Below are 25,340 nucleotides of genomic sequence, written 5' to 3'. Positions count from 1 at the left end.
TTCACGCTTGACGATTCGCAATTTATTTATTCATGCACTATTCTAAATAAGTTCTTTTTAAACTTATTCAATGGATTGCAATGCGGTTTATACTTAAAACATGCTGCTTTATCAGTATGTTCTTTTTTGTAAATGTAAACGCCAGTATGGTGGATGAAATAAACGCCAACGCGCTTTCTATACCTGCCATTAACGACTTTACCCAAAGCCCGACTAACACATTTTGGCTCGCAACTGAAAAAGGTTTATTTAGCTACGATTCTACGCACCTGTTTAGTAGTCACACACCGCCATTTTCAGCATTTGCAACGCTTAATGTTTTGCAGGTAGCCGCTTATAAATCATGGTTATTAGTTAATACAGAGCAAGGTTTAAGTTTAATAGATCTAATCAGCAATCAACTAATTCAACTAACCGACAGCCCATTAAAGCAACAGATCTTTACCACAGATCATGGCTTTTATTTTCTACATTTAGGTCAGATTTACACAATAAAAAACGAAAAACTTCATTCTGCCTATGCTTTTTCTGAACAAATTGTTGAGCTTGCAGCTGGGTTTAACAACAGTTTATGGTTACATTCTGGCGGGAATGCGGCCAGTCGCTTTGATACAGCCAGCAACGCAATTATCTCTCGGCTCAGCGCACCGGCTGACATTACTCAGCTAAGCCCAAGTCAAACATCAACCGCACTCGTTATTAGCACCTCAAATGAACAACATTATCTATTTAATAACACCCACTCATTAGAAACAATAAAACTCAATCACATCAATGTGCAACACCTAAACTTCTTTCAAGACCACCTTTACTATTTACATAATAATCAAGCTTATAAATATGATTTAACAACCAAAAGCAGTAAGCCTTTATTTTATAATTCTCCGGCGCATTTTTTATCAATAAAACAAAACAATGAACAACTGTGGCTGCAAACCAACACTAAAAATTGGGTGAGGCTTTATGCAATGCAAATTATTGCAACGCCAATTACCGAGAGTCCAGCGCCAAGAATACAGCAATATTTCAAAATGCTGGCCCAGATAGATAACTTTTCTAAAGGTAAAAAAGTACTCAGTATTTATTATTTACACGAAGACAAGTGGGCAATAACAACCTCTAACGGGTTGTATTTATACAGTGCTCGCACCCAAGCATTTGATTTATTACTACCAGAGCAAGCAAATGTGCTGCACTTCACAGCACCGACAACGCTATGGATAGCAAGCAAAAAACAGTTAATCAATTATGATTTTGCAACTCAACAACATAATTTTTCGCTGCCAGTTAGTAACATAAATGCTTTCACCCCCCTCTCTGATACACAGTATTTAGCAAGTAATAACCAGCAGTTATTTTATATTAGCGATCAACAAGCAATTCCCTTAGCGCTAGACACCACACACACCCTTGGCGAGATCAGAGATATTTTTTATCAGCGTAATTCATCAAGGCTTTGGCTTGCGACAAAAAACGGTTTATGGCAAACCCCCGTAGACTCAGCACTGACAACAAAAAGCGTACACTTTAATAAAGTCAGCATGTTTGACACTACTGCCATCTACGAAGCTCCACTTGATACACTGTGGATAGTCGATTCTCAAGCAATCAAACTCTACACTCCCAGTACTAATGTATGGGTTGAAAATGCGACCCACAGCATGGCTGCAAATATAGATGATTCAATTAGCCAGCAGCAATTGCCACAAGCTCAATTTACCGTAAGCTACCGCGATAAAATAATGCTGTTCGCGCCTCAAAATACCAGTATTCTTCTTGAAGTACATGCAACACAATCAATACCGCAAAATAATCTATTTTCAATCAGTCACCTAGCGTTACACTATCAAGAAAATGACGAACACTATTATCACTTAGCGACGAATGCGCTGCATGTACAACAACCGCTAAAAGGTGTATCCGTTTGGTTCACCAGTGATAGTAATTTACCCATGCGACTGTCTTATCGACTCGATCCTAATGGACAGTGGCTGCCACTACCAAGCTCTCAATCTATGCTGTCGCTCACAGCTGATCAAAAAAATATTTACCTTGAAGTTAAAAACCTTAATCAAGTAAATAGCGAGCCATTAGTGTTACTAATAAAACAAACGGCTTTAACCCTACCTAACTGGTTTAATTATTTAATTTTAACGACTATTTTTATTATTTTATTACTACTTGTTATTTATAAACTAAAAAATGGTGCGAAACACAATTTAGCTAATGCATTAATGGCGCAATCTAAAGACGCTATTTGGATTGCCAACGAAGACTTTCAAATAACAGATATAAACCAAGCTTTTACAACCATTTGTGGATTCACCCTAGCTGATGTTATCGGTAAAAAGCCAAAGGCATACACAGTCGAAGGCCGAGACAAAAAACTAGAAAGTCTTATTCGTAATGATTTGGAAACCGATGGCTATTGGTCAGGAGAAATCTGGAACTTGCGCAAAGACGGGCAACCTTATGCGTTAGACTTATCGATAACCAAAGTAAAAACCCCTAACCTGCGTAACAGTAGCGCGCATTATATTGGCTTATTCTCCGATGTAACTGCCCGGAAAAATAATGAACGGGCCATGCTAAAGCTCACCACCCGAGACTCTGTTACTGGGCTATCTAATCGTACTATTTTTATTGAATCTGTTAATAAAGCCATTGCCAGTTGTAATAATAACTTCCCTGATCTACTAATAATTTTTATCGATTTAGATAATTTCAATAAAATAAATGAGTCCCTCGGTCATGCAATTGGAGATGAACTATTAAAAGAGGTTGCAGGTAGACTCTCTCGCAATCTTGACTCTGGTTATACACTCGCCCGTTTAGGCGGTGATGAATTTGCTATTTTGGTGCCACCTTATTTATATTCAGGAATGACTATCTTTTTCGCGAAAAAGCTTGCCGATAAAATCCTGGCACAGTTTCAAACTCCGTTTATGCTTGATGGCATAGAGAGCTTTATTTCAGCTTGTTGCGGCATTGCTGTCTATCCCGAAAACGGCTATAGCAGTGAAGCACTTATGCGCTGCGCCAATAGCGCGCTTAACCACGCAAAAAAAATAGGTCATAACAATTATCAGTTTTTTGATAAATCTAAACACACCATAGACTCAAATGAGCTCAATAAAGAAAGTGCGCTATTTAGAGCCATTGAACATCAAGACTTTCAATTGTTTTATCAAGTAAAATATAATGCTGACAAAAATCAAATTCATGGCTTTGAGGCATTAGTTCGCTGGCCACAAGTTGACGGTAGCCTTATTAGTCCTAGCGAGTTCATACCGCTAGCAGAACAAAATGGGGCGATAATTCCATTAACATTATTACTAATGAAACAATTATTTAAACAGCTTGAATTATGGCGTAATCAACGAGTTAACTTTGGTAAAGTAGCAATTAATATTTCTGCATTACATTTTCAGCAAAGCAGCTTACTTGAAACACTTACCGAGTGCTTAACAAACTATGATGTACCGGCTCGCTGTGTAGAGTTAGAAATAACCGAAAGCGCCATGATGGATAACCCTGAGTTTGCCCAGCAACAAATGAATCGCTTAAAAGCGCTTGGCTTCACGATTGCCTTAGATGATTTTGGCACAGGACATTCATCACTTGGCTATTTAAAGCGCTTTCCTATCGATACCTTAAAAATTGACCGTTCTTTTATTAAAGATATTATTGATAGCGAACAAGACCGAAATATCACCGCGACGATTATACGCCTGGCTAAATATTTAAAAATCGATGTAGTTGCAGAAGGCGTTGAAACGAAAGAGCAAGCTTATATGCTCCATGTAATGGGTTGTAATACCATGCAAGGTTATTACTATAGCCGCCCGCTACATGCTGATAAGGTTGCGGCTTTTATTGAAAAAAATAATCAGCGAAAACACTCTAGTTTGGGCAATGACTAAACGTGAGTTGTTGTCAGCGTAATGATTAGCACAACGCTGACACTCATGCTTATTCTGATTTTTGCTCACGGCCTAATAACGCCATAGCCGCTTCTTTCACGTCTTTATTTTCATAAAGTACCTGATAGATTTGCTCAGTAATTGGCATTTCAATGCCTGTACGCTGAGCAAGTAAATACACCTCTTTGGTGTTGCGGTAACCTTCGACCACTTGACCAATTGACGCTATCGCCTGTTCAACCCCCTCACCTTTGCCTAGTGCTAAGCCAAAACGACGGTTACGAGACTGGTTATCAGTACACGTAAGTATCAAATCACCAAGGCCGGCCATGCCCATAAAGGTTTCAGATTTCGCGCCAAGTGCACAACCTAAACGGCATAATTCAGCTAAACCACGGGTGATAAGTGCTGTTCTAGCATTAGCACCAAAACCAAAGCCATCAGACATTCCCGCACCAATCGCGATCACATTTTTAACTGCACCACCAAGTTGAATGCCAATAAAATCATTATTGTTATAAACTCGGAATGAGCGGCCACAATGCAATAAATCAGCAAGCTGTTTTGCAAAGGTGGTTGATGTTGACGACACCGAAACAGCGGTAGGTAACCCCATTGCCATTTCTTTGGCAAAAGTCGGCCCAGAAACAACCGCCAATGGCACATCATCGCCTAGCTCTTGTTGGGCAACCTCTTGCAGTAACCGACCAGTATCGGGCTCTAACCCTTTGGTTGCCCACGCCACTTGCGCACCATCAAGTAATGAAGGCTTTATTTGCTGCAATGTGTCGCCAAATGCATGGCTTGGTACTACAACCAAAATAACTTGGCTTGCAGTAACAGCGGTGTGTAAATCGGCTTCTAAGTGTAAAGTATCAGGAAATGTGACATCGGGTAGGTAACGTTGATTCTTCCGCTCAGCTGCAAGCGTGGCAACGTCATCGCTATTGCGTCCCCAAAGCGTCACTACGTGACCATTTCGGGCTAAACAAATAGCAAGGGCGGTGCCATAAGACCCCGCCCCTAAAACTGTAACAGCTGAATTGGCTGTATTCATCAATTAAGCGTCTGCAGTTGCCTGTTCAGCTTGCGCTGCACGTTGCTGCATATATTGCGCGAATAACGCGTCAAAGTTAACAGGTGCAAGGTTAAGCTGCGGGAATGTACCACGGTTAACTAAGTTAGATACCGCCTCACGCGCATATGGGAAAAGTACATTTGGACAAAAAGCGCCTAGCATATGTGCAAGTTGTACTTCTTCAACTTCTGCGATAGTGAAAATACCCGCTTGCTGAATTTCACATAAAAACGCTGTTTCTTCACCGATAGAAGCAGTAACAGTGAGTGCTAATACAACTTCAAATACACCTTCGTCTAGTTTGTTAGAACGGGTATCAAGATCAAGTTTAACTTCAGGTGTCCACTCTTTTTGGAAAATAGCAGGAGAATTAGGCGTTTCAAAAGACACGTCTTTAGTGTAAATACGTTGAATAGTAAATTGTGGGCCTGTTTCTTCTTGTGCTGCTACGTTCTGATTTTCTTCGTTCATAATAATTCCTAACTTTTAATCGTTTTTATAATAAATATTTAAGCGTTCAACTTAGCATCAAGTTTACCTTGTGCTTCAATCGCCATCATGTCGTCACAACCGCCGATATGCTCATCATTAATAAAGATTTGCGGTACTGTGCTCGCCCCACCTGCTTTGGCGATCATTTCATCACGTAGCTCAGGCTGTACACCGATATCTATATTCTTATATTGCACACCTTTACTGGTTAACAATGCCAGTGCTCGTTGGCAAAAAGGACAATACGCTTTGGTGTAAAGAACAACATTACTCATAACAATTCCTCTAACGGCCTAACTAAGTAAATTAGCGACCTGTTGTCGTTGGTAGACCGGCACTTTGCCATGCCCCCATACCACCTGATAATACATATACTGATTCAAAACCAGCTTTATGCATGGCGGTTGCAATACCTGAGGCAGTCATGCCTGTGGTGCATACCAATATAATGGGTTTACTCTTAGACTTTTCAAGGCTTGAAAAGTCAGATTGTTTAGCTTTTTCAGGGCTAAGGTGCTCAGCGCCTGCAATACGACCATTATTAAATTCTTTTTGGGCACGTATATCTACAACTAGACCGTCTTCACGGTTAATTAATAACGTTAATTGTTGCGGATTTATTTGACGAATTGCTGAAAACTTACTTTTAAACCAACCGCCAACAATGAGTGCAACCAAAGCAACCCACACTAAACTTAATATCGGATGATTACCGACAAATTCAATATATTGATCCATGCGTCTTCCACTATGAAAATTGTCCCGCGCCTTTAGCGCTGGGGTTAAACGTAAGGGCAATGCCCTAGCCACGCAAGTATACGTGCTTGATTAGAAATTACCAGAGAGTGAAATATTTTAATATGCGCCTTTGATTGCTGATCATAACGATAAAACACGGTATGCTTAGCTTAAACAGGAGCTAATTTTCAGGAACCAAAATGACACAACATAAAAAACCTCTCGTATTAATGATTTTAGATGGTTGGGGATACCGTGAAGATGCACAAAGTAATGCAATTTTAGCGGCTAATACCCCAGTTTTAGATGAACTTTGGGCAACTCGCCCGCATACCCTAATTTCTGGATCGGGTTTAGATGTTGGTCTTCCTGATGGGCAAATGGGGAACTCAGAAGTGGGCCACGTCAACCTCGGCGCAGGCCGTGTGGTTTATCAAGACTTTACTCGCATTACTAAAGCAATAAACGACGGTGAATTTGCCCACAACCCCGTGTTAGTCGAAAACATAGATAAAGCGGTCAATGCCGGTAAAGCCGTGCACTTAATGGGCTTGTTAAGTCCAGGCGGTGTTCATAGCCATGAAGATCATATTGTCGCTGCTATCGAGTTAGCAGCAGAACGCGGTGCTAAAGAAGTGTATTTTCATGCATTTTTAGATGGCCGAGATACCCCACCACGCAGCGCAAAAGCCTCAATTGAACGTGTTGAAGCTGTGTTTAGTAAACTAGCTTGCGGTCGTCTTGCATCTATTATTGGTCGCTACTACGCAATGGACCGTGATAATCGCTGGAATCGGGTTGAGCAAGCTTATGACCTAATGGTAAGTGGTATCGCACAGCATAGCTACGATAATGGTGTTGATGCATTAGCTGCGGCCTACGAACGCGATGAAAACGATGAATTTGTAGCAGCAACAGCGATTACAGATAACGACCAACAAGCGGCACAAATCAATGATGGTGATACGGTTATTTTCTTAAACTTTAGAGCTGACCGCGCCCGTGAAATGACCCGTGCATTTGTTGATGCAGACTTTGATGGCTTTGCGAAGAAAAAAGCCCCTCAGTTAAGCGGCTTTGTCATGTTAACCGAGTATGCAGCTGATATTGATGCACCTGCCGCTTTTTCTCCTGAGCCACTTAATAATGTACTTGGCGAATGGTTTGAAAAACACGGTAAAACGCAATTACGTATTTCTGAAACTGAAAAATACGCACACGTTACGTTCTTTTTTAGTGGTGGTCGTGAAGATGAATTTGAAGGCGAAACTCGCGAGCTTATCCCATCTCCGCAAGTTGCAACATACGACTTACAACCTGAAATGAACTCAGAAATGCTTACCGATAAACTGGTTGAAGCAATCAAGAGCGGTAAATACGACGCTATTATTTGTAACTACCCGAATGGTGACATGGTTGGTCACTCAGGTGTATTTGAAGCTGCTGTAAAAGCCTGTGAAGCAGTGGATCACTGTATTGGCCGTGTTGTCGCAGCTTTAGAAGAGTTTGGCGGTGAGGCACTTATTACTGCCGATCATGGTAATGCTGAGCAAATGGCAAACCCTGCCACAGGCCAAGCACATACCGCTCACACCAGTGAACCTGTGCCATTCATTTACGTTGGCCGTGATGCAACCCCAAGTGAAGGCAAAGCTTTAAGCGATGTTGCACCAACCATGTTGCATCTAATGGGTATGGAGCAGCCAAGTGAAATGACTGGCACACCGATCATGACTTTGAAGTAAACCATGAAAAAATGTGTTAAACAATTAATTGTTAGTACATTAATTATGTCTTCATTAGTGGTCGCTTCGGCTACCGCTAATGAAGATCGTACTAAAAAAGATCTCAGTGAAATTCAAAGTGCATTAAAGCAAAGTCAAGCAGAGTTGGCCGCCCAGCGTAAGGACATCGCTAAATCACAAAAAAGCCTACAGCAGCATGAACTCGATATCGCTAAAAACGCCAAAGCACTGAATATTGCAGAGCAGTCAATTCGCGATACCGAAAAACAACAAAAACAACAACAGCAACAAGCTGATGCGCTTGAGAAAAAGCGTAAAGAGCAACAGCAAGCACTTGCAGCACAAATTAAAAGTGCTTACATGTCCGGCGGGCACGACTATTCAAAAATGCTGCTGAATCAAGAAAATACGGCACAAGTTGAGCGCACATTAAGTTATTACAACTACCTTAACAAAGCCCGTATCGAACAAATTGAAGAATTAAAAGCCCTACTGCTCGAAATCGAAGTGGTACAAGCTGAACTGGAAAAAACTAAACTCCATTTAACTGCCTTACATAAAGAGCAAGCCAATCGTCATCAAGCATTAGTTGCAGCACAACAGCAGCGTAAAGCAAATATCAATGAACTAAAAACCAAACTTAGCTCTACAAAAAACGAGATTGATTACCTAAAAGAAAACGAAAAAACCTTAGTCACAACCCTGCAAGAGCTTGAAAAAGAAAAAACGCAAAAGGTTGAACTGCTCGGCTTAGCGAAAAGCAAAGGAAAACTAGACTGGCCAACAAAAGGGAAAATAGAACATAGTTTTGGACAACGCAAACACGGTGGAATTGACTGGAAAGGCGTGTTAATTGGCGCACGAGAAGGCAGTAACGTGCAAAGCGTTCACAACGGTCAAGTAGTATTTGCTGATTGGCTAAAAGGCTATGGCTGGGTAATTGTACTGGACCATGGCGACGGTTTTATGAGTTTATACGGTCATACGCAAACCCTGTTAAAAGACGTTGGCGATATGGTTCGTAAAGGTGACATCATCGCCTTAGTGGGACAAAGCGGCGGACAAGCAAATTCTGGTCTATACTTTGAAATACGCCACAAAGGACGCGCAGTAAACCCTGTAAAATGGTGCAGACGCATTTAAGTGATTAAACAGCTGCACCCCGTTGGGAGCAGCTGATGCCACATACACAATACAAAATAAAACCGTTACAGCATTATGCTATAACGCGTGCCTATATCTGTTATCTGCTATTAATTAGTGTTTTCTTGTGCCTGAGTTTTAATAGCTTTGCCCTTACCAATGTAGGTGATTTAAAAAGCCAACAAAAAAGCGAAATCCTATTTAATATCCACGCCTATTATGTTGAAGATTTAGCACTGCAACAAAGCTTCGAAAGCAACCAACAATTTGAAGCCTTACTAGCGCAACTCGATCCGTACTCTAAATACCTTAATGAACAAGAGTTAGAAGCGCTATTTAGTAGCACTAACGGGCGCTACACAGGGCTTGGTATAGAGGTAAAACAACAAGATCAAAAAATTGTTATTATCAACACCATTAACAACTCCCCTGCAGCCCTCGCTGGCATACAAAAAAATGATGTGGTACTTGCTATCAATCAACAACCGATAGTTAATAAAAACATTGACCAAGTTGCACAAATGATTAAAAGCAGCGACACCGCATCAGTCATCTTAACAATTGAGCGAGCGATGCAAGCAATGGATTTTGATATTATTCGCTCTGAAATTAACATAGAGAGCGTAACCAGTTCTTTATCAAGCTTTGGAATAGGCTACTTAGCAATTAATAGCTTTAGTAATCACACCTTACACGATGTAGCACGGCATATAACCGTGCTACAAAGTAATTATGGCTCAGCCCTTTCGGGGTTAGTGATCGACTTACGCGACAACCCAGGCGGCACATTACAAAGTGCCGTAGCAGTCTCGGATCTGTTCTTACAAAGCGGTACCATAGTCACCACCAAAGGACGCTTTTATGATGCAAATCAACATTATCGCGCCAAGAAAGGGGATATCCTCAATGGTGCCCCCATTGCGGTGCTGATCAATGAAAACTCAGCCTCAGCAGCAGAAATCTTAGCCGCGGCATTAAAAGACAATCACCGTGCTACGTTAATCGGTAGCCAGTCTTTTGGTAAAGGTTCTGTACAGTCGCTGATCCCACTTGGTAATGGTAATACAGCCCTAAAACTAACCACCGCAAGATACTTCACTCCGTCAGGGCAATCAATTGATGGTGTTGGCGTGACCCCCGACGTGGCGATTAATCAATCAGGTCTTTCACAAATAGATAAAGTAGTTATAATAAAAAATGAACAAGGAAGCGACGATCCGTTATGGCAAAATTCAGACGTAACCGATCCTCTGTTATTAAAGGCGCAGCAGCTATTAACGATGAAATAAGTGTTGTAGCTCATAAAAAAGATAATAAAAATTATAAACGTGAAAAAACTAGCTTGGCTATTATTGGCTATTTGCAGCTTACCCGCTGTTGCGGCAGGTAAACAAATAGCCATCGTGATTGATGATATTGGTAATCATCAACGCGACCTCGAAACCTTAAATTTACCAGGTAAAATATCGTTTTCGATTTTGCCTCATACCCCCTATTCACAAATTTTTGCTCGCTTGGCCAGTCAATCAGATAAAGAATTACTGCTGCATATTCCTATGCAAGCATTGGATAACAGTAAAGCACTTGGCCCAGGCGCACTCACCAGCGATATGAGCAAAGAACAATTACAGCATACACTCGGTAATGCCCTTGCCACACTGCCACAAGTTAAAGGCGTGAATAACCACATGGGCTCAGCACTTACTCAAGAAAGCCAGCCCATGAAATGGACCATGGAAGTGCTAAAGAAGCGCAACCTGTACTTTTTAGATAGCCGCACGACCGGCTTAAGCCAAGCGCAAAACGTCGCTAATTTATATGGTGTGGAAAATGTTGGCCGTCACGTGTTTCTTGACAATATTATTAGTGAACAACAATTACAATTTCGTCTCAACGAACTAAAGTATAAAGCCGAGCATTATAGCTTCGCCATCGCAATTGCCCACCCTTACCCTGAAACTATCGAGTTTTTACAGCGCAAACTCCCCGAACTGGAACAACAAGGCTTTGAACTCGTGCCGCTATCACAACTAGTAGAGCGTAAATATATACAACTCGCGCAGGCCGAGAGTAAAGGAGTGAGTGCGAGATAAAAGCGGTCAGCGGTCAAGTTGAAAGTTACAAATTGCAAGGGAAAGATTTTAGATTTTAGATTTTAGATTTTAGATTTTAGAAAACAGAATAGTCCATCGTTAAATTAGCCACGTAGGTTGTGGTTGAGAGCAACGAAACCCAACGATGTAAGAATAAAATTGAGTAACGGTGTAGAGCTGTGAGAAGCAAACGGTCGATCAAACTCATTTTTGGACAGTAATGAACTTCGAAGAATCGAACATTAGCAATTTATGAATAACTTCAGGTATGGAAAAGTCGCTTAGTAAGGTGCCCAGTCTTACTGGCGCAGATTAGAACGTCTGTTCTTATGCATTCCGAGAATGAGTTCCCTATTCATCGGATGGTTTATCATTTAGACGTAAATTTAATACATTTAGTAATTTGAAGCACTAGCCTTACTTTTCACCTTCGTATGAAATCTTATTAATATCAATTAGGTAAAATCTACTTGCTTAGTCTACACTTTCTGCTTATTTACAGTCAATTTTCATAGTTCATTAGAGGGAAAACATTAATGAGGCTCTTACCTTTGGCATTCGCTTTACTATCTGTCAGTTGTACCACTCTGGCTTCCAGCCCTACAAAACCTTTTGCGGATAGAATCTATGTTGGCGGAGATATTATTACGGTCAACGACTCTGACCTTAGCGCTGAAGCTTTAGCGATTAAGAATGGTCGCATTTTAGCGGTCGGTAAAGAATCAGAATTGATGAAGTTACGAGATGATCATACGAAAATTGTCGATTTAGATGGTAAAACGATGATCCCTGGCTTTATCGATGGTCATGGGCATGTTTTTAACACGGGTATTCAGGCTTTATCTGCGAACTTACTTGCCGATCCTGATGGTAATATAAATAGTATAGCGTCACTTCAAAAAGAACTAAGATCTTGGGTGGCGAAGCCAGAAAACGGTAAGCATGGAATCATCCTGGGGTTTGGTTATGATGACTCACAGTTAAAAGAACAAAGGCATCCTACTCGCCAAGAATTGGATGAAGTATCTAAAGATCTTCCAGTACTTATTATCCATCAGTCAGGTCACTTAGCAACTTTGAATACTAAAGCATTGGAGTTGGCAGGTTTGACGGCAGAGAACACCAATCCTGATGGCGGTAAGATTCGTCGTGAGAGTGATGGAAAAACACCTAATGGTGTGCTGGAAGAAACTGCTTTCTTTGGAACCTTGCTACCGCTATTTGCCAAGCTCAGCGCTAAAGAGAATGAAGTCATTTTTAAAGCGGGTATGGATCTTTACGCAAGCTTTGGTTATACCACCGCTCAGGAAGGCCGCGCTTCGACATCGGCAGTGAAAACCATGTACGACTTAGCTCAAGAGGCAAAACTCCCTATCGATGTGGTCGCGTACCCTGATATTCAAGTGGCTCAAGAGGTCATCTCTCCTCCGTATTACTCAAGCGAGTATTCTTATGGATTCCGCGTCGCTGGGGCTAAGCTTAATCTTGATGGTTCTCCTCAGGGCAAAACCGCTTGGCTAACGGAGCCTTATCTTGTTCCACCGGTTGGTCAAGAGAAAGACTACAAAGGTTACCCGAGTATGAGTGATGAAAAAGCCGCCGAGTATATTGAGTTAGCACAACGTAATGGCTGGCAGCTGTTAACCCATGTCAACGGTGATGCTGCAATTGATCAATTGCTTAATGGGATTAAAGCGAGTGAGAAAAAACACGGTGTACCAGACCGAGGATTTATCGCAATACATGCGCAGACAGCTCGTAAAGATCAAGTAGAGCAATTTAAACGCTTGGGCGTTTTTCCGTCGTTTTTTCCAATGCATACCTTCTATTGGGGTGATTGGCACATGAATTCCGTTTTAGGCAAAGATCGAGCAGAGAATATCTCGCCAACCGGTTGGGCTCGAGATTTAGGCATGATTTATACCTCTCACCACGATTCTCCTGTGGCTTTGCCTAACTCAATGCGTGTTTATTCCGCGACAGTTAACCGGGTAAGTCGTACTGGTCAGATTATGGGGCCTAAACAACGTGTGTCGGCGCTGGACGGATTAAAATCGCAAACATTATGGGCTGCCACTCAATACAAAGAAGAGAAAAGCAAAGGTTCTCTGGAAGTAGGCAAACTCGCTGACTTGGTTATTTTATCTGATAACCCGCTCACGGCAAAACCTGAAACACTGGTCGATATCAAAGTATTAGAAACGATAAAAGAAGGGCAAACGGTATATTCAAGTGATCAACAAGTCGCCGTAGATAGTTGCGTAAACACTAAGCGATGTCAGGAAATCGCAACTGCCACTATGATTTCTACAGGGCTATTGCATCACTCACATTGATTTATTTTTCATATTTTTAGTCGTCAAGTAAAAAATAGGAAGCCATTTGAGCTTCCTATTTTATAGCTAGCCCGTCTCTAAAACAGAGGGGGATTGCTTCATATTTATTTAGAGTGCTTATTGAGTTAACGAGAAATTCGCTTCCTCGATAAATTGCATTACCTCAAAACGAACGGCACACTATAAGAAAGGATAACTTTTAGTATGAAAAAACTTTTCCTCGAAGTATCATTGAATCACAACAAAGAGTAATTAATCTAAAACATATTGGGGCGAAGCAGCACAAGAACACTGCATGCGTTAAATCAACAATCGGTTTCTCTCGATTTCTTAATGGCGTCTTCAATCTCTGTTCCCCAATATTTGATGGCATTGTCAATTTTGTATGACCAAGTCGTAACTGAACGGCCGGTATATTTTTGGTTCGAGCATAAACCAAAGTCGCTTTGGTTCTTCGCATTGAGTGAGTTCCATATAGGTCAATTGGCTTGATTTCTAACATGACTGTATATCCTACTTATAGCTGTAGCGTTATTACGAAAAAGAAACGTATCAAAGGTGATATGCTGCAAATAATAAGTGATGGGAAGCTTAATAGGTTGAACAAAAACGACACATTCTAGTAGGTAATCAGAGCTCCAAATATTGATTGCCGCTAAATACTATAGCTACATAGTTATGCAAAAATGAGACTGGAGTGTTTGTTGTGAAACGAAAAATGAGGGTTCTGTCACGGCCTCTCAACTGCCAAACATGAATAAAAGTAAGATGATTTCGGCGGCACGATTCGTCATTGAGTATTTGTGCAAGCTCACAATGGGGCAGAAACGAGTTACGTCTGAAGGCCTGATTTTGGCACTGAGCCGTACTTCGGTAGAGGACTGGGACTGACTTTAGACAGCCGATAATGCAAAATACTGGCGCTAATTGGTTGGGTACTTTTCGTTGGGTTTCGCTGCGCTCAAACCAACCTACGTTGATAATTATAAAGCGCAGCGCCTCTAAACCTCTTTGTGAATAAATTACTTTAAGCTCTTTTCTATAATGTTTCGCAACAGGGAAAGAAAATAACGGTGGCCACGTTTGCCACTTAAAACTTTCTCGTGCTTATGACTTATCGCTTAAAACTTATAACTTCCCTTAAAGCAAAAAAGCCCCGCATTTTCATGCAGGGCTTTAATAATTTTACAAAGCTGATATTAGCTCATTGCTGTTTGTAGCTTTTTCATCGCTGTTTTCTCAAGCTGACGAACACGCTCTGCTGATACGCTGTATTTTTCAGCAAGCTCTTGCAGTGTTGCTTTTTCATCAGACAACCAACGAGCGCTAACAATATCTTGTGAACGTTCGTCTAAGGTTTTTAAAGCACTAAATAAACGTGTATGCGACTGTTCTTGCCACTGCTGTTGCTCAACTTCCTCAGCAAGGTCGTTGCTGCCATCTGTTAAGTATTGCACTGGTGAATAAGTGCTTGTTGGCGCGTCATCGCTGTCGTCACCGGTTAAATCAAAGCCCATGTCTTGGCCGCTCATGCGCGATTCCATTTCACGTACTTCTTTTTCACTTACACCTAGCTCGTTCGCTACCGTAGCAACTTCAGCCTGGTTAAACCAACCTAAACGTTTTTTGTTCTTACGAAGATTAAAGAACAGTTTACGCTGCGCTTTAGTGGTCGCAACTTTTACGATACGCCAGTTTTTCAGCACGAATTCGTGAATTTCAGCTTTTATCCAGTGCACTGCAAATGAAACCAAACGTACGCCCACTGACGGGTCGAAACGCTTTACAGCTTTCATCAGGCCAATGTTACCTTCTTGGATCAAGTCTGCTTGTGGCAAACCGTAGCCTGAATAACCTTTAGCTATATGTGCCACAAAACGAAGGTGAGACATGATGAGTTGCTTTGCAGCGTTAAGATCGCCATCTTCCTGTAAGCGAGTCGCCAACTCTTTTTCTTGCTCAGCATCTAGCATAGGTATAGTGCTTACCGCTTGAAGGTAGCCGTCCATACTTGCGCTTTGCTGTCCAACTGTGAGTGCCATTGCGTATAAATCTTTACTCATTTTTCACCTCGGTGATAAATATTTGAAACCATCTTAGCACTCTTTGACCTAGAGTGCTAACTTCAATTTAAAACTTTTTTTAGATTGAAGCAAGTGGTTTTTTCGTGTTTTTTTATTCTACTTTAAATGCCTGAATAAGCGATGAATTCTAGCTTTGCGGTCAATTGGTTATAAGAAGGTGATTCCCCATAACCAACTGAATCAATGATTATAATCAACAATTGTTACACTTTATCGGGTTCAATTTCTTTAATATAACGATTAACTGATAAATATGAACCTATAAACCCTAAGCTGGTCGCCAATAGTACTAAAGCACCAAATTCAGCAATACTCAAACCAATTAAATTAAAACTGGTTTGATATACGCCAGCAACTTCTGATACTGCTGAACCGAGCCACCACATCATTAAAGCGACACATATAAATGCAAACAAACCACCTATAATACCATACCAAATACCCGTCCATAAAAATGGCGCATGGATAAAGGTATTAGTCGCCCCTACTAACTTCATCACCTGGATCTCTTCTTTTTTATCCATGATTGATAAACGGATCGTATTACCAATAATTAAAGTAACCGATGTTAATAATAATAAGGCAATAGTAATGACGCTTTCTTTTAATAAACTTAACAATGCGTTTAAGCGCTCCAGCCACGCAATATCTAACTTACCAAAATCAACCTCTCGCTCTGCTTCAAGCTTTTTTAATAACGTTTGCGCTGCGTTTGGCTGACGATGGCGTGAAGTGGGTGTCACAATAACTACATCAGGTAAAGGGTTAGCGTCTAAATACTCAAGTGCTTGGCCAAAACCAGACACTTCTTTGAATTCAATGAGTGCTTTTTGCTTTGAGATAAAGGTGACATTGTCTATTTCAGGATAGAGCGCTAATCGCTTTACTAGCGTTTGCGTTTCTTGTTCACTCATGGACTCTTTAACAAATAATGAGATCTCTGCCGCTTCTTCAAAACCACTACTTACTTGCTGGACATTTTTAACGACTAAATACAAGGTTGCGGGTAATGTTAAACTCAAGCCTAGCACAGCAATGGTCATCATTGATGCCATCGGCGTACGCCACATTTCACCTAAACTATGTATACCTTGGCGAAAGATGTTCAACACAAAGAAATAGCAGGCTGCAAATAATGATTTTTTAACACGCTCATTTTGGCTTTTTCGACCTTTAAATAACAAGCTCATAGTGTTGCCTCTGCCAAAGGATCTTGGCTCATACGGCCATCCTTTAGTGTTAAACTGCGGTATTTCATTCGCGAGATCAGCCCTAAATCATGAGTCGCAATAAGCACTGTCGTACCATGTTTATTAAAGTCTTCAAACAAGCGTAATATATCCATTGATAACTCAGGATCTAAGTTACCTGTAGGCTCATCGGCAAGTAATAATGGTGGAGAGTTTACAATTGCACGGGCAATCCCCACACGTTGCTGTTCACCGCCAGAGAGTGTTGATGGATGGCATTTAACTTTGTCTAGCAAGCCGACTTTATCGAGCGCACCATGAACACGCTTTGCAATTTGTTTATGATGCGTACCTTCGATGATCAAGGGCAGAGCAACATTATCAAAAATAGTATGGCGCTCTAATAAGCGATGGTTTTGGAAGATGATCCCAATATCACGTCGGACATAAGGAATTTGCCGAGATTTAACCGCGTTTAAATCAACACCATTAATAAAAACATGCCCCGCAGAAGGACGCTCCATTAAACTAATAAGTTTAAGTAAGGTACTTTTACCTGCGCCACTATGGCCGGTTAAAAATGCCAGTTCACCGGGTTTAACATGGAAACTAACTTTTTCCAGCGCTCGATGACCACCGGGATATGTTTTACTGACTTGCTGAAAATTTATCATTTTAGTTATCAATCATCCGCAGCTAAAAAGGGAGCAAGCTCCCTTTTGAAAATTAAACTTCGTCCTCATCTTGGCTAAATAGCGCATCAATGAAGTCATTGCTATTAAATGCGCGTAAATCTTCAATGCCTTCACCCACACCAATATAGCGGATCGGAATATTAAACTTATCTGCCACAGCGAAGATAACTCCACCTTTAGCTGTACCGTCTAACTTAGATAAAGTGATCCCGGTAAGACCCACGCATTGATTAAATAAATTAACTTGGCTAATGGCATTTTGTCCGGTGCCCGCATCGATAGTTAACATTACTTCATGTGGTGCATCGGCATCAATTTTCTTCATTACGCGAGCTATTTTTTCAAGCTCTTGCATTAGGTTATCTTTATTTTGCAAGCGCCCAGCTGTATCGGCAATTAATACATCTACATTTCGAGCTTTTGCAGCTTGAAATGCGTCAAAGACCACTGAAGCACTGTCTGCCCCCGTGTGTTGTGCAATTACAGGGATTTGATTACGCTCACCCCACACTTGTAATTGCTCAACAGCTGCAGCTCGGAAGGTATCACCCGCAGCAAGCATTACTGATTTACCTTGATCTTGAAATTGCTTAGCAAGTTTACCAATAGTGGTCGTTTTACCCACTCCGTTAACCCCTACCATCAATATCACAAAAGGCTTTTTATCAGCAGGAATTTCTAATGGTTGCTCTGCCGTTTTAAGCATAGCCGCCATTTCTTGCTTCATTAACTCATACAGCGCATCACCATCTTTTAATTGCTTGCGATTGGCAGCATCAGTCAGACGGTCAATCAGCTTCATGGTGGTATCAACACCTAAGTCGGCTGTTAATAGCTGGGTTTCAAGATCTTCAAATAATTCATCATCAATTTTCTTACCACTAAAAATCGATGCAAAACCAGAACCTAAATTTACTTTGGTTTTCAGTAAACCTTTTTTAAGGCGTGCGAAAAACCCTTCTTTTTTAGGCTTTTCTGCCTGTTTAGCTTCATCTTTGGCAAGCTCTGCAGTTAAGCGTTCTTGCTCTACACGTTCAACTTCTGCTTGCTCTGCTGCAATACGTGCTTGTTCTACACGCTCAGCCTCAGCTTGCTCTGCTGCAATGCGTTCTTGTTCTACACGTTTAGCCTCTGCTTTTTCTGCAGCGATACGCTCTTGCTCTACACGTTCAGCCTCTGCTTTCTCTGCAGCGATACGCTCTTGCTCTACACGTTCAGCCTCTGCTTTCTCTGCAGCGATACGCTCTTGCTCTACACGTTCAGCCTCTGCTTTCTCTGCGGCAATACGTTCTTGCTCTACACGTTCAGCCTCTGCTTTTTCTGCAGCGATACGCTCTTGCTCTACACGTTCAGCCTCTGCTTTCTCTGCAGCGATACGTTCTTGCTCTACACGTTCAACCTCTGCTTTCTCTGCAGCAATGCGCTCTTGCTCTACACGTTCAGCCTTTTCAGTCGCAATGCGTTGTTGTTCTAATTCAGCATCATGTTGCGCTTGCTCTGCAGCTTTGCGCTCAAGTTCCAAACGCATTGCTTCTTCTTGCTGTGCTAAGCGCTCAGCTTGCTCACGACGAAGTTGCTCAGCCTGCTCTGCTGCGAGTAGCTGCTCTTGCTCTAAACGCTCAGCTTCTGCCTTTTCTGTAGCAATGCGCTGTTGCTCTGCACGTTCGGCTTCTGCCTTTTCTGCTGCAATGCGTTCAGCTTCACGTTGCGCTTGCTCAGCAGCTTGTCGTTCTTGCTCTAACAACATAGCTTCTTGTTGCTCAGCTAAACGAGCTGCTTCGTCACGACGTTGTTGCTCTGCTTTTTCAGCTGCGGCTAATTCAGCATTTGCAATTGCAACACGCTCGGCTTCCGCCTTTTCTGCTGCAATGCGTTCTGCTTCACGTTGCGCTTGCTCTTCAGCAAGTTGCTGTTGCTCTAAACGCTCTGCTTCTGCTTGTTCTGCAGCAAGTCGCTCTTGCTCTAAACCCTCAGCTTCAGCTTGTTGGTTATTGACCTCTTCGGTGTTTTGCTCTGTTTGTTGATTTTTATCTGACTTACCAAAGCCGAACCAAGACAGGAATTTACTTTTTTTTGCCATACTTGCTAATAACCACTTATAAAAATCTGATAAACTAACGGAAATAATGTGTGAATTTGCAGCCTGAATTAAAACTTAGCCGTAATAATCACACCATATTGTCTAAGATGCTCATAGTAACACTTTTAGTGCAGTTGAAAAATGACCTGCTGCTTTATGTGTACAATATTATCTGAGCTAGATTCTAGATACCATTTTTTAGTGAGCTAAATGAGAAATAAATCACCACAAAAACAAATGAGTAATAAAACTAATGATGGCGTTATTAGGATCATTAGTGGGCAATTTCGTGGCCGAAAACTACCTGTAAAAGATGTGCAAGGCTTGCGCCCAACCACAGACCGCATCAAAGAAACGGTCTTTAACTGGTTAATGCAAGATACACGTGATGCCAAAGTACTCGATTGTTTTGCAGGATCGGGCGGATTAGGGTTTGAAGCATTATCTCGCTTTGCTCAATCGGCCTGCTTTTTAGAAATGGACAAACTCGCTGCGACGCAACTAAAAGCCAATATAGAAACGTTAAAGCTCACTAATGCAGAAGTTGTGTGTACTGACAGTTTACAATTTTTAAGTAAAAATCCACATCAGCAACAATTTAATTTAGTGTTTATTGACCCACCATTTCGTCAAGGTCTGGCACAACAATGCTGTGATTTACTCACACATAATGCTTGGTTAGATAAAAATGCTCTTATTTACGTCGAAGTAGAAAGCGACATGCCAGCATTACACACACCAAGCAATTGGCTGTTACTAAAAGAAAAAGTAGCTGGGCAAGTACTTTCCCGCCTCTATGAATTACAGTGAAATTAGTAACATACAAATATTTTAGGGTTCCTATAAGAACAGACTTATATTTATCCTTTACATGTGGTGTAGCTTCGGATTACAATACTGCACCATTTTTGAACCACTTGATCATTGTTTGATCAACTTGAGCAACGCTCATTATTTAGGTAGGTGAATTTTTAATGCCAGTAATTAAAGTAAGAGAGAACGAACCGTTTGACGTAGCACTTCGTCGCTTCAAGCGTTCATGTGAAAAAGCAGGTATCCTTTCAGAAGTTCGTCGTCGCGAGCACTATGAAAAGCCAACAGCTGAGCGTAAGCGTAAAAAAGCTGCAGCGGTTAAGCGTCACATGAAGAAGCTTTCTCGCGATAACGCACGTCGCGTTAAATTATATTGATCAGTATTGGTCTTGTATAAATGAGCCTTTTAATAAAGCTAAAAGATGCGCAAAAAGATGCGATGAAAGCGAAAGACAAACAACGTCTTAATCCAATTCGCATGGTACTTGCTGCAATCAAGCAGCGTGAAATTGACGAGCAAATAACACTTGATGATGACGGTATTACCGCAGTATTAGTGAAGCTTGTTAAACAACGCCGTGATTCTTACACTCAGTACAAAGATGCTGGCCGTGAAGATTTAGCCGAAATTGAAGCCAATGAAATAGCAGCACTTGAAGAATTTTTACCTCAACAACTGAGTGAAGATGAAATCATTGCTCTCATTGATGCGGCTATTGCTGATACAAACGCAGCCGGTATGCAAGACATGGGTAAAGTAATGGGTATAATCAAAAGCAAAGCTGAAGGTCGCGCCGATTTAGGCAAAATTTCAGGTTTAATTAAGCAACGATTAACAGCCTAATACTCCCACATACAGATGTATGATTAAGCAAACCGAGCCATGTGCTCGGTTTCTTCGTTTTTAGCTTTAATAAAAATAGCATTTGTGTTCAAATCTAAATTTGTAGAACTAATACCAATCGTGTTAAGTTACTGACCATTTATAGCGACAGATAAATGGAGTGATAACAAGGCATAAATTTTGACATGTAGTTGTTCTACATGAAAAATTTATAACGCAGTTAGCGCTTTATTTAGCCCGCTAGAATGGTTAAATATTTAAGTCGATTGGTATAAACCATTTTTCTATTTATCTCAGGACTAGACTTTACCAATGGCTGGAAAGATCCCACGTAATTTTATAGACGACTTACTTGCCAGAACCGATATTGTTGAGCTAATAGACTCCAAAATTGGCTTAAAAAAAGCGGGCAAAGATTACCAAGCCTGCTGCCCTTTTCATAACGAAAAATCACCATCATTTACTGTATCTCAAGACAAACAGTTTTATCATTGCTTTGGCTGTGGTGCCAATGGCAACGCTATTTCATTTGTAATGGAATACGACAAACTTGAGTTTGTTGACGCAATTGAAGAACTTGCCAGCCTCATGAATCTTGATGTGCCGCGCGAGCAAGGCACAAGCAGTGGCCCAGAGCGTACAGCAGAGCAAAAGCGCTCTGATTACGATTTGATGCTGCATGCTGCACGTTTTTATCAACATCAGTTAAAGCATCATGCTAATTCAGCCACCGTCATAAACTATGTAAAAGGCCGGGGATTAAGCGGTGAAACCGTTAAAAAGTTTATGATTGGCTATGCTCCCAGCGAGTGGGAGGGCCTATGCCAACAATTAGGTCGTAATAAAGAACAAAAAGAGCAACTCGTTGAACTAAAGTTGGCGTCAGAGAAAACCCCTGGGCGGCAGTTCGACTTTTTCCGTGATCGATTAATGTTCCCTATTCGTGATAAGCGAGGTCGTGTTATCGCCTTTGGTGGTCGTGTAATGCAAGCTGACCAAGGCCCAAAATATTTAAACTCGCCGGAAACCCGAATTTTCCATAAGGGCTTTGAACTGTATGGTTTATACGAGGCTAAACAAGCCCATAAAAAACTCGACCATATCCTTATTGTAGAAGGTTATATGGACGTAGTGGCGCTCAGTGAGCAAGGTATAGAATACGCAGTAGCAGCACTAGGAACAGCCACCACAGCCGAGCACATGCATACGCTATTTAGAACCACAGACCGTGTAATTTGCTGTTACGATGGCGACCGTGCCGGGCGTGATGCAGCATGGCGAGCACTTGAAAATGCCCTACCTTACCTAAATGACGGTAAAGCATTACAATTTGTATTTTTACCCGATGGCGAAGACCCTGATTCTCTAGTACAAAAAGAAGGTAAAGACGCGTTTGAACAGCGTTTATCGCAAGCTGATAACTTTACCAAAGTGCTGTTTAATAAACTCAGCCAAGAAATTGACTTAACGACCGACGCAGGAAAAGCAAAGTTACTCAGCGCGGTATTACCGTTAGTTGAAAAAATCCCTAGCGAGTTTTATCAAGAGAACCTACTAGAGCATTTAGGACGCTTAATTGGTCGCACTAAAGAGCAACTCAATAATCGCTTGAAAACGCCCAAACAACAGCATGCTATTGAGCGAAAATTTAAAATTACACCTATGCGCCGTGCCATTGGCCTGTTGATCCAACATCCGCAACTCGCTCACGCAGTACCTTACTTACCTGATTTAGCACAAATGAACATTGCTGGTATCGCGTTACTAATTAAGTTACAGCATTACGCATTACAAAAATCACCGATAACCACCGCGCAATTACTTGAATCATTTCGCGAAACACCTGAATATGAAGCATTGATCAAACTAGCAACATGGCGACATGAGATCAACGACGACCGTTTAGAAGCTGAATTTAAAAATACTTTTAAATTTATTGAAGATCAGTGTTTAAATTATCGACTCGAGACCCTATTAATAAAAGACAAGACTCAAGGCTTGAATGGTGAAGAGCGACTTGAATGTCATCTCTTAACACAAGCTTTAAAAGGCACTAACAACTAGTCAAAAATGATTTATACTGTTATACTGTGCTATTCACTGCGTCACATTATACTTAGCTTGGCTTAATAAATAAGCAAGCTGGCGCCTGTTGTATCAACTTATCAGAGTGGAAGAAACAATCTCTATGGATCCAACTCCTCAGTCACAATTAAAACTTCTGATTCAAAAAGGTAAAGAGCAAGGTTACTTAACTTTTGCAGAAGTTAATGATCACCTTCCACAAGATATTATCGATTCAGATCAAGTAGAAGATATCATTAGCATGATCAATGATATGGGTATCAAGGTTAGCGAAAATGCGCCTGATGCCGATGAATTGATGATGCAAGAAACGACAACAGATGAAGACGCAGCAGAAGCTGCAGCCGCTGCGCTTGCTACTGTAGATAAAGAAATCGGCCGTACTACGGATCCGGTTCGTATGTACATGCGTGAAATGGGTACTGTTGAACTACTTACCCGTGAAGGCGAAATTGTTATCGCCAAGCGTATTGAAGAAGGGATCAACCAAGTACAAATATCGGTTGCTGAATACCCTGAAGCAATTACTTATCTTCTTGAGCAGTGGGATAAATTTGAAGCAGAAGAGATGCGCTTAAGCGACATTATTTCTGGTTTCTTTGATCCTAATGAAGATGAAGCCCCTATTTCAGCCACGCACATTGGTTCTGAATTAAGCGAAAAAGAGCTTGATGATGAAGACGACGATGATGTGGATAGTGATGATGATGAAGACGATGAAGAAGTAGATACCGGCCCAGATCCTGAAGAGGCCCGTGTACACTTTGAAAATCTTCGTGATCTTTACAATAAAGCACGCGACACATTTGAAAGTAAAGGTCGTTCACACCCTGAATCACAAGCCGCGATTTTTGAAATTGGTGAACTATTCAGAACATTTAAATTAGTACCAAAACAGTTTGACCGCATGGTTAATAACATGCGTGAAATGATGGATAGAGTGCGTGTGCAAGAACGTATCATCATGAAGCAAGCTGTACAAATTGCTAAATTACCAAAGAAAACTTTTGTTAAGCATTTTGCTAACAATGAAACTGATACTGCGTGGATTGACCTTGAAATCGCTGCTAATGAAAAATATTCAGCGAAGTTAGATGAAATCAAACCAGAAATCATTCGTTGTATTAATAAACTGTGTGTAATAGAAGAAAGCACAGGCTTAAGCATTGAACGTATTAAAGACATTAACCGCCGCATGAGCATTGGTGAAGCGAAAGCTCGCCGTGCGAAAAAAGAAATGGTTGAAGCTAACTTACGTCTTGTAATTTCAATTGCTAAAAAATACACCAACCGTGGCTTACAATTTTTGGACTTAATCCAAGAAGGTAACATTGGTTTGATGAAAGCCGTTGATAAGTTTGAATATCGCCGTGGTTATAAGTTTTCAACTTATGCTACATGGTGGATCCGTCAAGCAATCACCCGCTCTATCGCTGACCAAGCGCGTACAATCCGTATTCCGGTACATATGATTGAAACGATTAACAAACTTAATCGTATTTCTCGTCAAATGCTGCAAGAAATGGGTCGTGAGCCAAATCCAGAAGAATTAGCAGAGCGCATGATGATGCCTGAGGATAAGATCCGTAAGGTACTTAAAATCGCAAAAGAGCCAATTTCAATGGAAACACCAATCGGTGATGATGAAGATTCGCACTTAGGTGACTTTATCGAAGACACCACTATTGATTCGCCAATTGATTCGGCAACAATGGAGTCTCTTCGTGGTGCTACCAACGATGTGCTAGCAGGCCTTACCGCCCGTGAAGCAAAAGTATTACGTATGCGTTTTGGTATCGATATGAATACTGACCATACCCTAGAAGAAGTAGGTAAACAGTTTGACGTAACCCGTGAGCGTATTCGTCAAATCGAAGCGAAGGCACTGCGTAAACTACGCCACCCTTCTCGCTCTGACTTACTGAAAAGCTTCTTAGACGCTAAGTAATTAGCTGCTAAAAACATAATCAAAAGGCCGCTGTAGCGGCCTTTTTTCTATTT

The 25,340-nt window shown here is 41.2% G+C and carries 19 protein-coding genes and 1 pseudogene; 11 read left to right on the top strand and 9 right to left on the bottom strand.

The window, feature by feature from the left end:
* Positions 1-80: 80 nt before the first annotated feature.
* Positions 81-3,923 (top strand): EAL domain-containing protein, encoded by a 3,843-nt coding sequence (locus KAN5_RS00265; RefSeq protein ID WP_244390187.1) that lies wholly within the window; start codon positions 81-83, stop codon positions 3,921-3,923.
* A gap of 49 nt (positions 3,924-3,972) precedes the next feature.
* Here the strand turns inward: KAN5_RS00265 and gpsA are convergent, their stop codons facing one another.
* Genes gpsA through KAN5_RS00245 form a run of 4 tightly spaced genes read right to left on the bottom strand, consistent with a single transcriptional unit; the run spans position 3,973 to position 6,231 of the window.
* On the bottom strand, positions 3,973-4,980 hold the full coding sequence (gpsA, locus tag KAN5_RS00260) for an NAD(P)H-dependent glycerol-3-phosphate dehydrogenase (RefSeq protein WP_244390186.1): 1,008 nt from the start codon (positions 4,978-4,980) through the stop codon (positions 3,973-3,975).
* A gap of 3 nt (positions 4,981-4,983) precedes the next feature.
* Positions 4,984-5,472 (bottom strand): protein-export chaperone SecB, encoded by a 489-nt coding sequence (secB, locus tag KAN5_RS00255; protein WP_016708489.1) that lies wholly within the window; start codon positions 5,470-5,472, stop codon positions 4,984-4,986.
* Positions 5,473-5,510: 38 nt separating this feature from the next.
* Complete coding sequence (gene grxC, locus KAN5_RS00250) at positions 5,511-5,768, bottom strand: glutaredoxin 3 (RefSeq protein ID WP_016708488.1); 258 nt, start codon at positions 5,766-5,768, stop codon at positions 5,511-5,513.
* A 31-nt stretch (positions 5,769-5,799) separates the two neighbouring features.
* Positions 5,800-6,231 (bottom strand): rhodanese-like domain-containing protein, encoded by a 432-nt coding sequence (locus tag KAN5_RS00245; RefSeq protein WP_016708487.1) that lies wholly within the window; start codon positions 6,229-6,231, stop codon positions 5,800-5,802.
* Positions 6,232-6,431: 200 nt separating this feature from the next.
* Between KAN5_RS00245 and gpmM the strand changes: the two genes are divergently transcribed.
* The 5 genes from gpmM to KAN5_RS00220 all read left to right on the top strand — a co-directional run bounded on the left by gpmM (position 6,432) and on the right by KAN5_RS00220 (position 13,548).
* Positions 6,432-7,976 carry a 2,3-bisphosphoglycerate-independent phosphoglycerate mutase gene (gene gpmM, locus KAN5_RS00240; RefSeq protein ID WP_016708486.1) on the top strand — a complete coding sequence of 515 codons (1,545 nt, stop codon included), beginning with the start codon at positions 6,432-6,434 and terminating at the stop codon, positions 7,974-7,976.
* A gap of 3 nt (positions 7,977-7,979) precedes the next feature.
* A complete protein-coding gene (locus KAN5_RS00235) occupies positions 7,980-9,119 on the top strand; it encodes a peptidoglycan DD-metalloendopeptidase family protein (RefSeq protein ID WP_016708485.1) in 1,140 nt (379 codons plus the stop codon).
* Positions 9,120-9,154: 35 nt separating this feature from the next.
* Positions 9,155-10,408: a S41 family peptidase gene (locus KAN5_RS00230; protein ID WP_016708484.1), complete on the top strand. Its 1,254-nt coding sequence runs from the start codon at positions 9,155-9,157 to the stop codon at positions 10,406-10,408.
* A 39-nt stretch (positions 10,409-10,447) separates the two neighbouring features.
* On the top strand, positions 10,448-11,212 hold the full coding sequence (locus KAN5_RS00225) for a divergent polysaccharide deacetylase family protein (protein WP_016708483.1): 765 nt from the start codon (positions 10,448-10,450) through the stop codon (positions 11,210-11,212).
* Positions 11,213-11,748: 536 nt separating this feature from the next.
* On the top strand, positions 11,749-13,548 hold the full coding sequence (locus KAN5_RS00220; protein WP_244390185.1) for an amidohydrolase: 1,800 nt from the start codon (positions 11,749-11,751) through the stop codon (positions 13,546-13,548).
* 305 nt (positions 13,549-13,853) lie between these two features.
* On the opposite strand, the pseudogene KAN5_RS00215 reads toward KAN5_RS00220, so the two are convergent.
* The 5 genes and pseudogenes from KAN5_RS00215 to ftsY form a co-directional block, all read right to left on the bottom strand.
* Positions 13,854-14,029: pseudogene (locus KAN5_RS00215) on the bottom strand (integrase); the annotation flags it as partial.
* A gap of 718 nt (positions 14,030-14,747) precedes the next feature.
* On the bottom strand, positions 14,748-15,611 hold the full coding sequence (gene rpoH, locus KAN5_RS00210) for an RNA polymerase sigma factor RpoH (protein WP_016708480.1): 864 nt from the start codon (positions 15,609-15,611) through the stop codon (positions 14,748-14,750).
* Positions 15,612-15,835: 224 nt separating this feature from the next.
* Complete coding sequence (ftsX, locus tag KAN5_RS00205) at positions 15,836-16,822, bottom strand: permease-like cell division protein FtsX (protein WP_016708479.1); 987 nt, start codon at positions 16,820-16,822, stop codon at positions 15,836-15,838.
* Positions 16,819-17,496: a cell division ATP-binding protein FtsE gene (gene ftsE, locus KAN5_RS00200; RefSeq protein WP_016708478.1), complete on the bottom strand. Its 678-nt coding sequence runs from the start codon at positions 17,494-17,496 to the stop codon at positions 16,819-16,821. The genes ftsX and ftsE overlap by 4 nt, the downstream gene beginning before the upstream one ends.
* A 52-nt stretch (positions 17,497-17,548) precedes the next feature.
* Positions 17,549-19,597: a signal recognition particle-docking protein FtsY gene (ftsY, locus tag KAN5_RS00195; RefSeq protein WP_016708477.1), complete on the bottom strand. Its 2,049-nt coding sequence runs from the start codon at positions 19,595-19,597 to the stop codon at positions 17,549-17,551.
* Positions 19,598-19,807: 210 nt separating this feature from the next.
* Here ftsY and rsmD point away from each other — a divergent pair, with 210 nt between their 5' ends.
* The 5 genes from rsmD to rpoD all read left to right on the top strand — a co-directional run bounded on the left by rsmD (position 19,808) and on the right by rpoD (position 25,287).
* A complete protein-coding gene (gene rsmD, locus KAN5_RS00190; RefSeq protein WP_016708476.1) occupies positions 19,808-20,407 on the top strand; it encodes a 16S rRNA (guanine(966)-N(2))-methyltransferase RsmD in 600 nt (199 codons plus the stop codon).
* A 164-nt stretch (positions 20,408-20,571) separates the two neighbouring features.
* Positions 20,572-20,787, top strand: coding sequence for a 30S ribosomal protein S21 (gene rpsU, locus KAN5_RS00185; protein WP_002957797.1), 216 nt, complete (start codon positions 20,572-20,574; stop codon positions 20,785-20,787).
* Between the two features lie 20 nt (positions 20,788-20,807).
* Positions 20,808-21,254: a GatB/YqeY domain-containing protein gene (locus tag KAN5_RS00180; RefSeq protein ID WP_016708475.1), complete on the top strand. Its 447-nt coding sequence runs from the start codon at positions 20,808-20,810 to the stop codon at positions 21,252-21,254.
* A 312-nt stretch (positions 21,255-21,566) separates the two neighbouring features.
* Positions 21,567-23,318 (top strand): DNA primase, encoded by a 1,752-nt coding sequence (gene dnaG, locus KAN5_RS00175; RefSeq protein ID WP_016708474.1) that lies wholly within the window; start codon positions 21,567-21,569, stop codon positions 23,316-23,318.
* Between the two features lie 124 nt (positions 23,319-23,442).
* Positions 23,443-25,287: an RNA polymerase sigma factor RpoD gene (gene rpoD / locus KAN5_RS00170; RefSeq protein ID WP_016708473.1), complete on the top strand. Its 1,845-nt coding sequence runs from the start codon at positions 23,443-23,445 to the stop codon at positions 25,285-25,287.
* The last annotated feature ends 53 nt before the right edge of the window (positions 25,288-25,340 follow it).

Origin of the sequence: Pseudoalteromonas sp. KAN5, from assembly GCF_022846535.1 — a bacterium.
Classification (GTDB): Bacteria; Pseudomonadota; Gammaproteobacteria; order Enterobacterales; family Alteromonadaceae; genus Pseudoalteromonas; species Pseudoalteromonas haloplanktis.
Note: the sequence above shows the minus strand (reverse complement) of the source record. Positions and strands in the feature narration are given on the sequence as shown.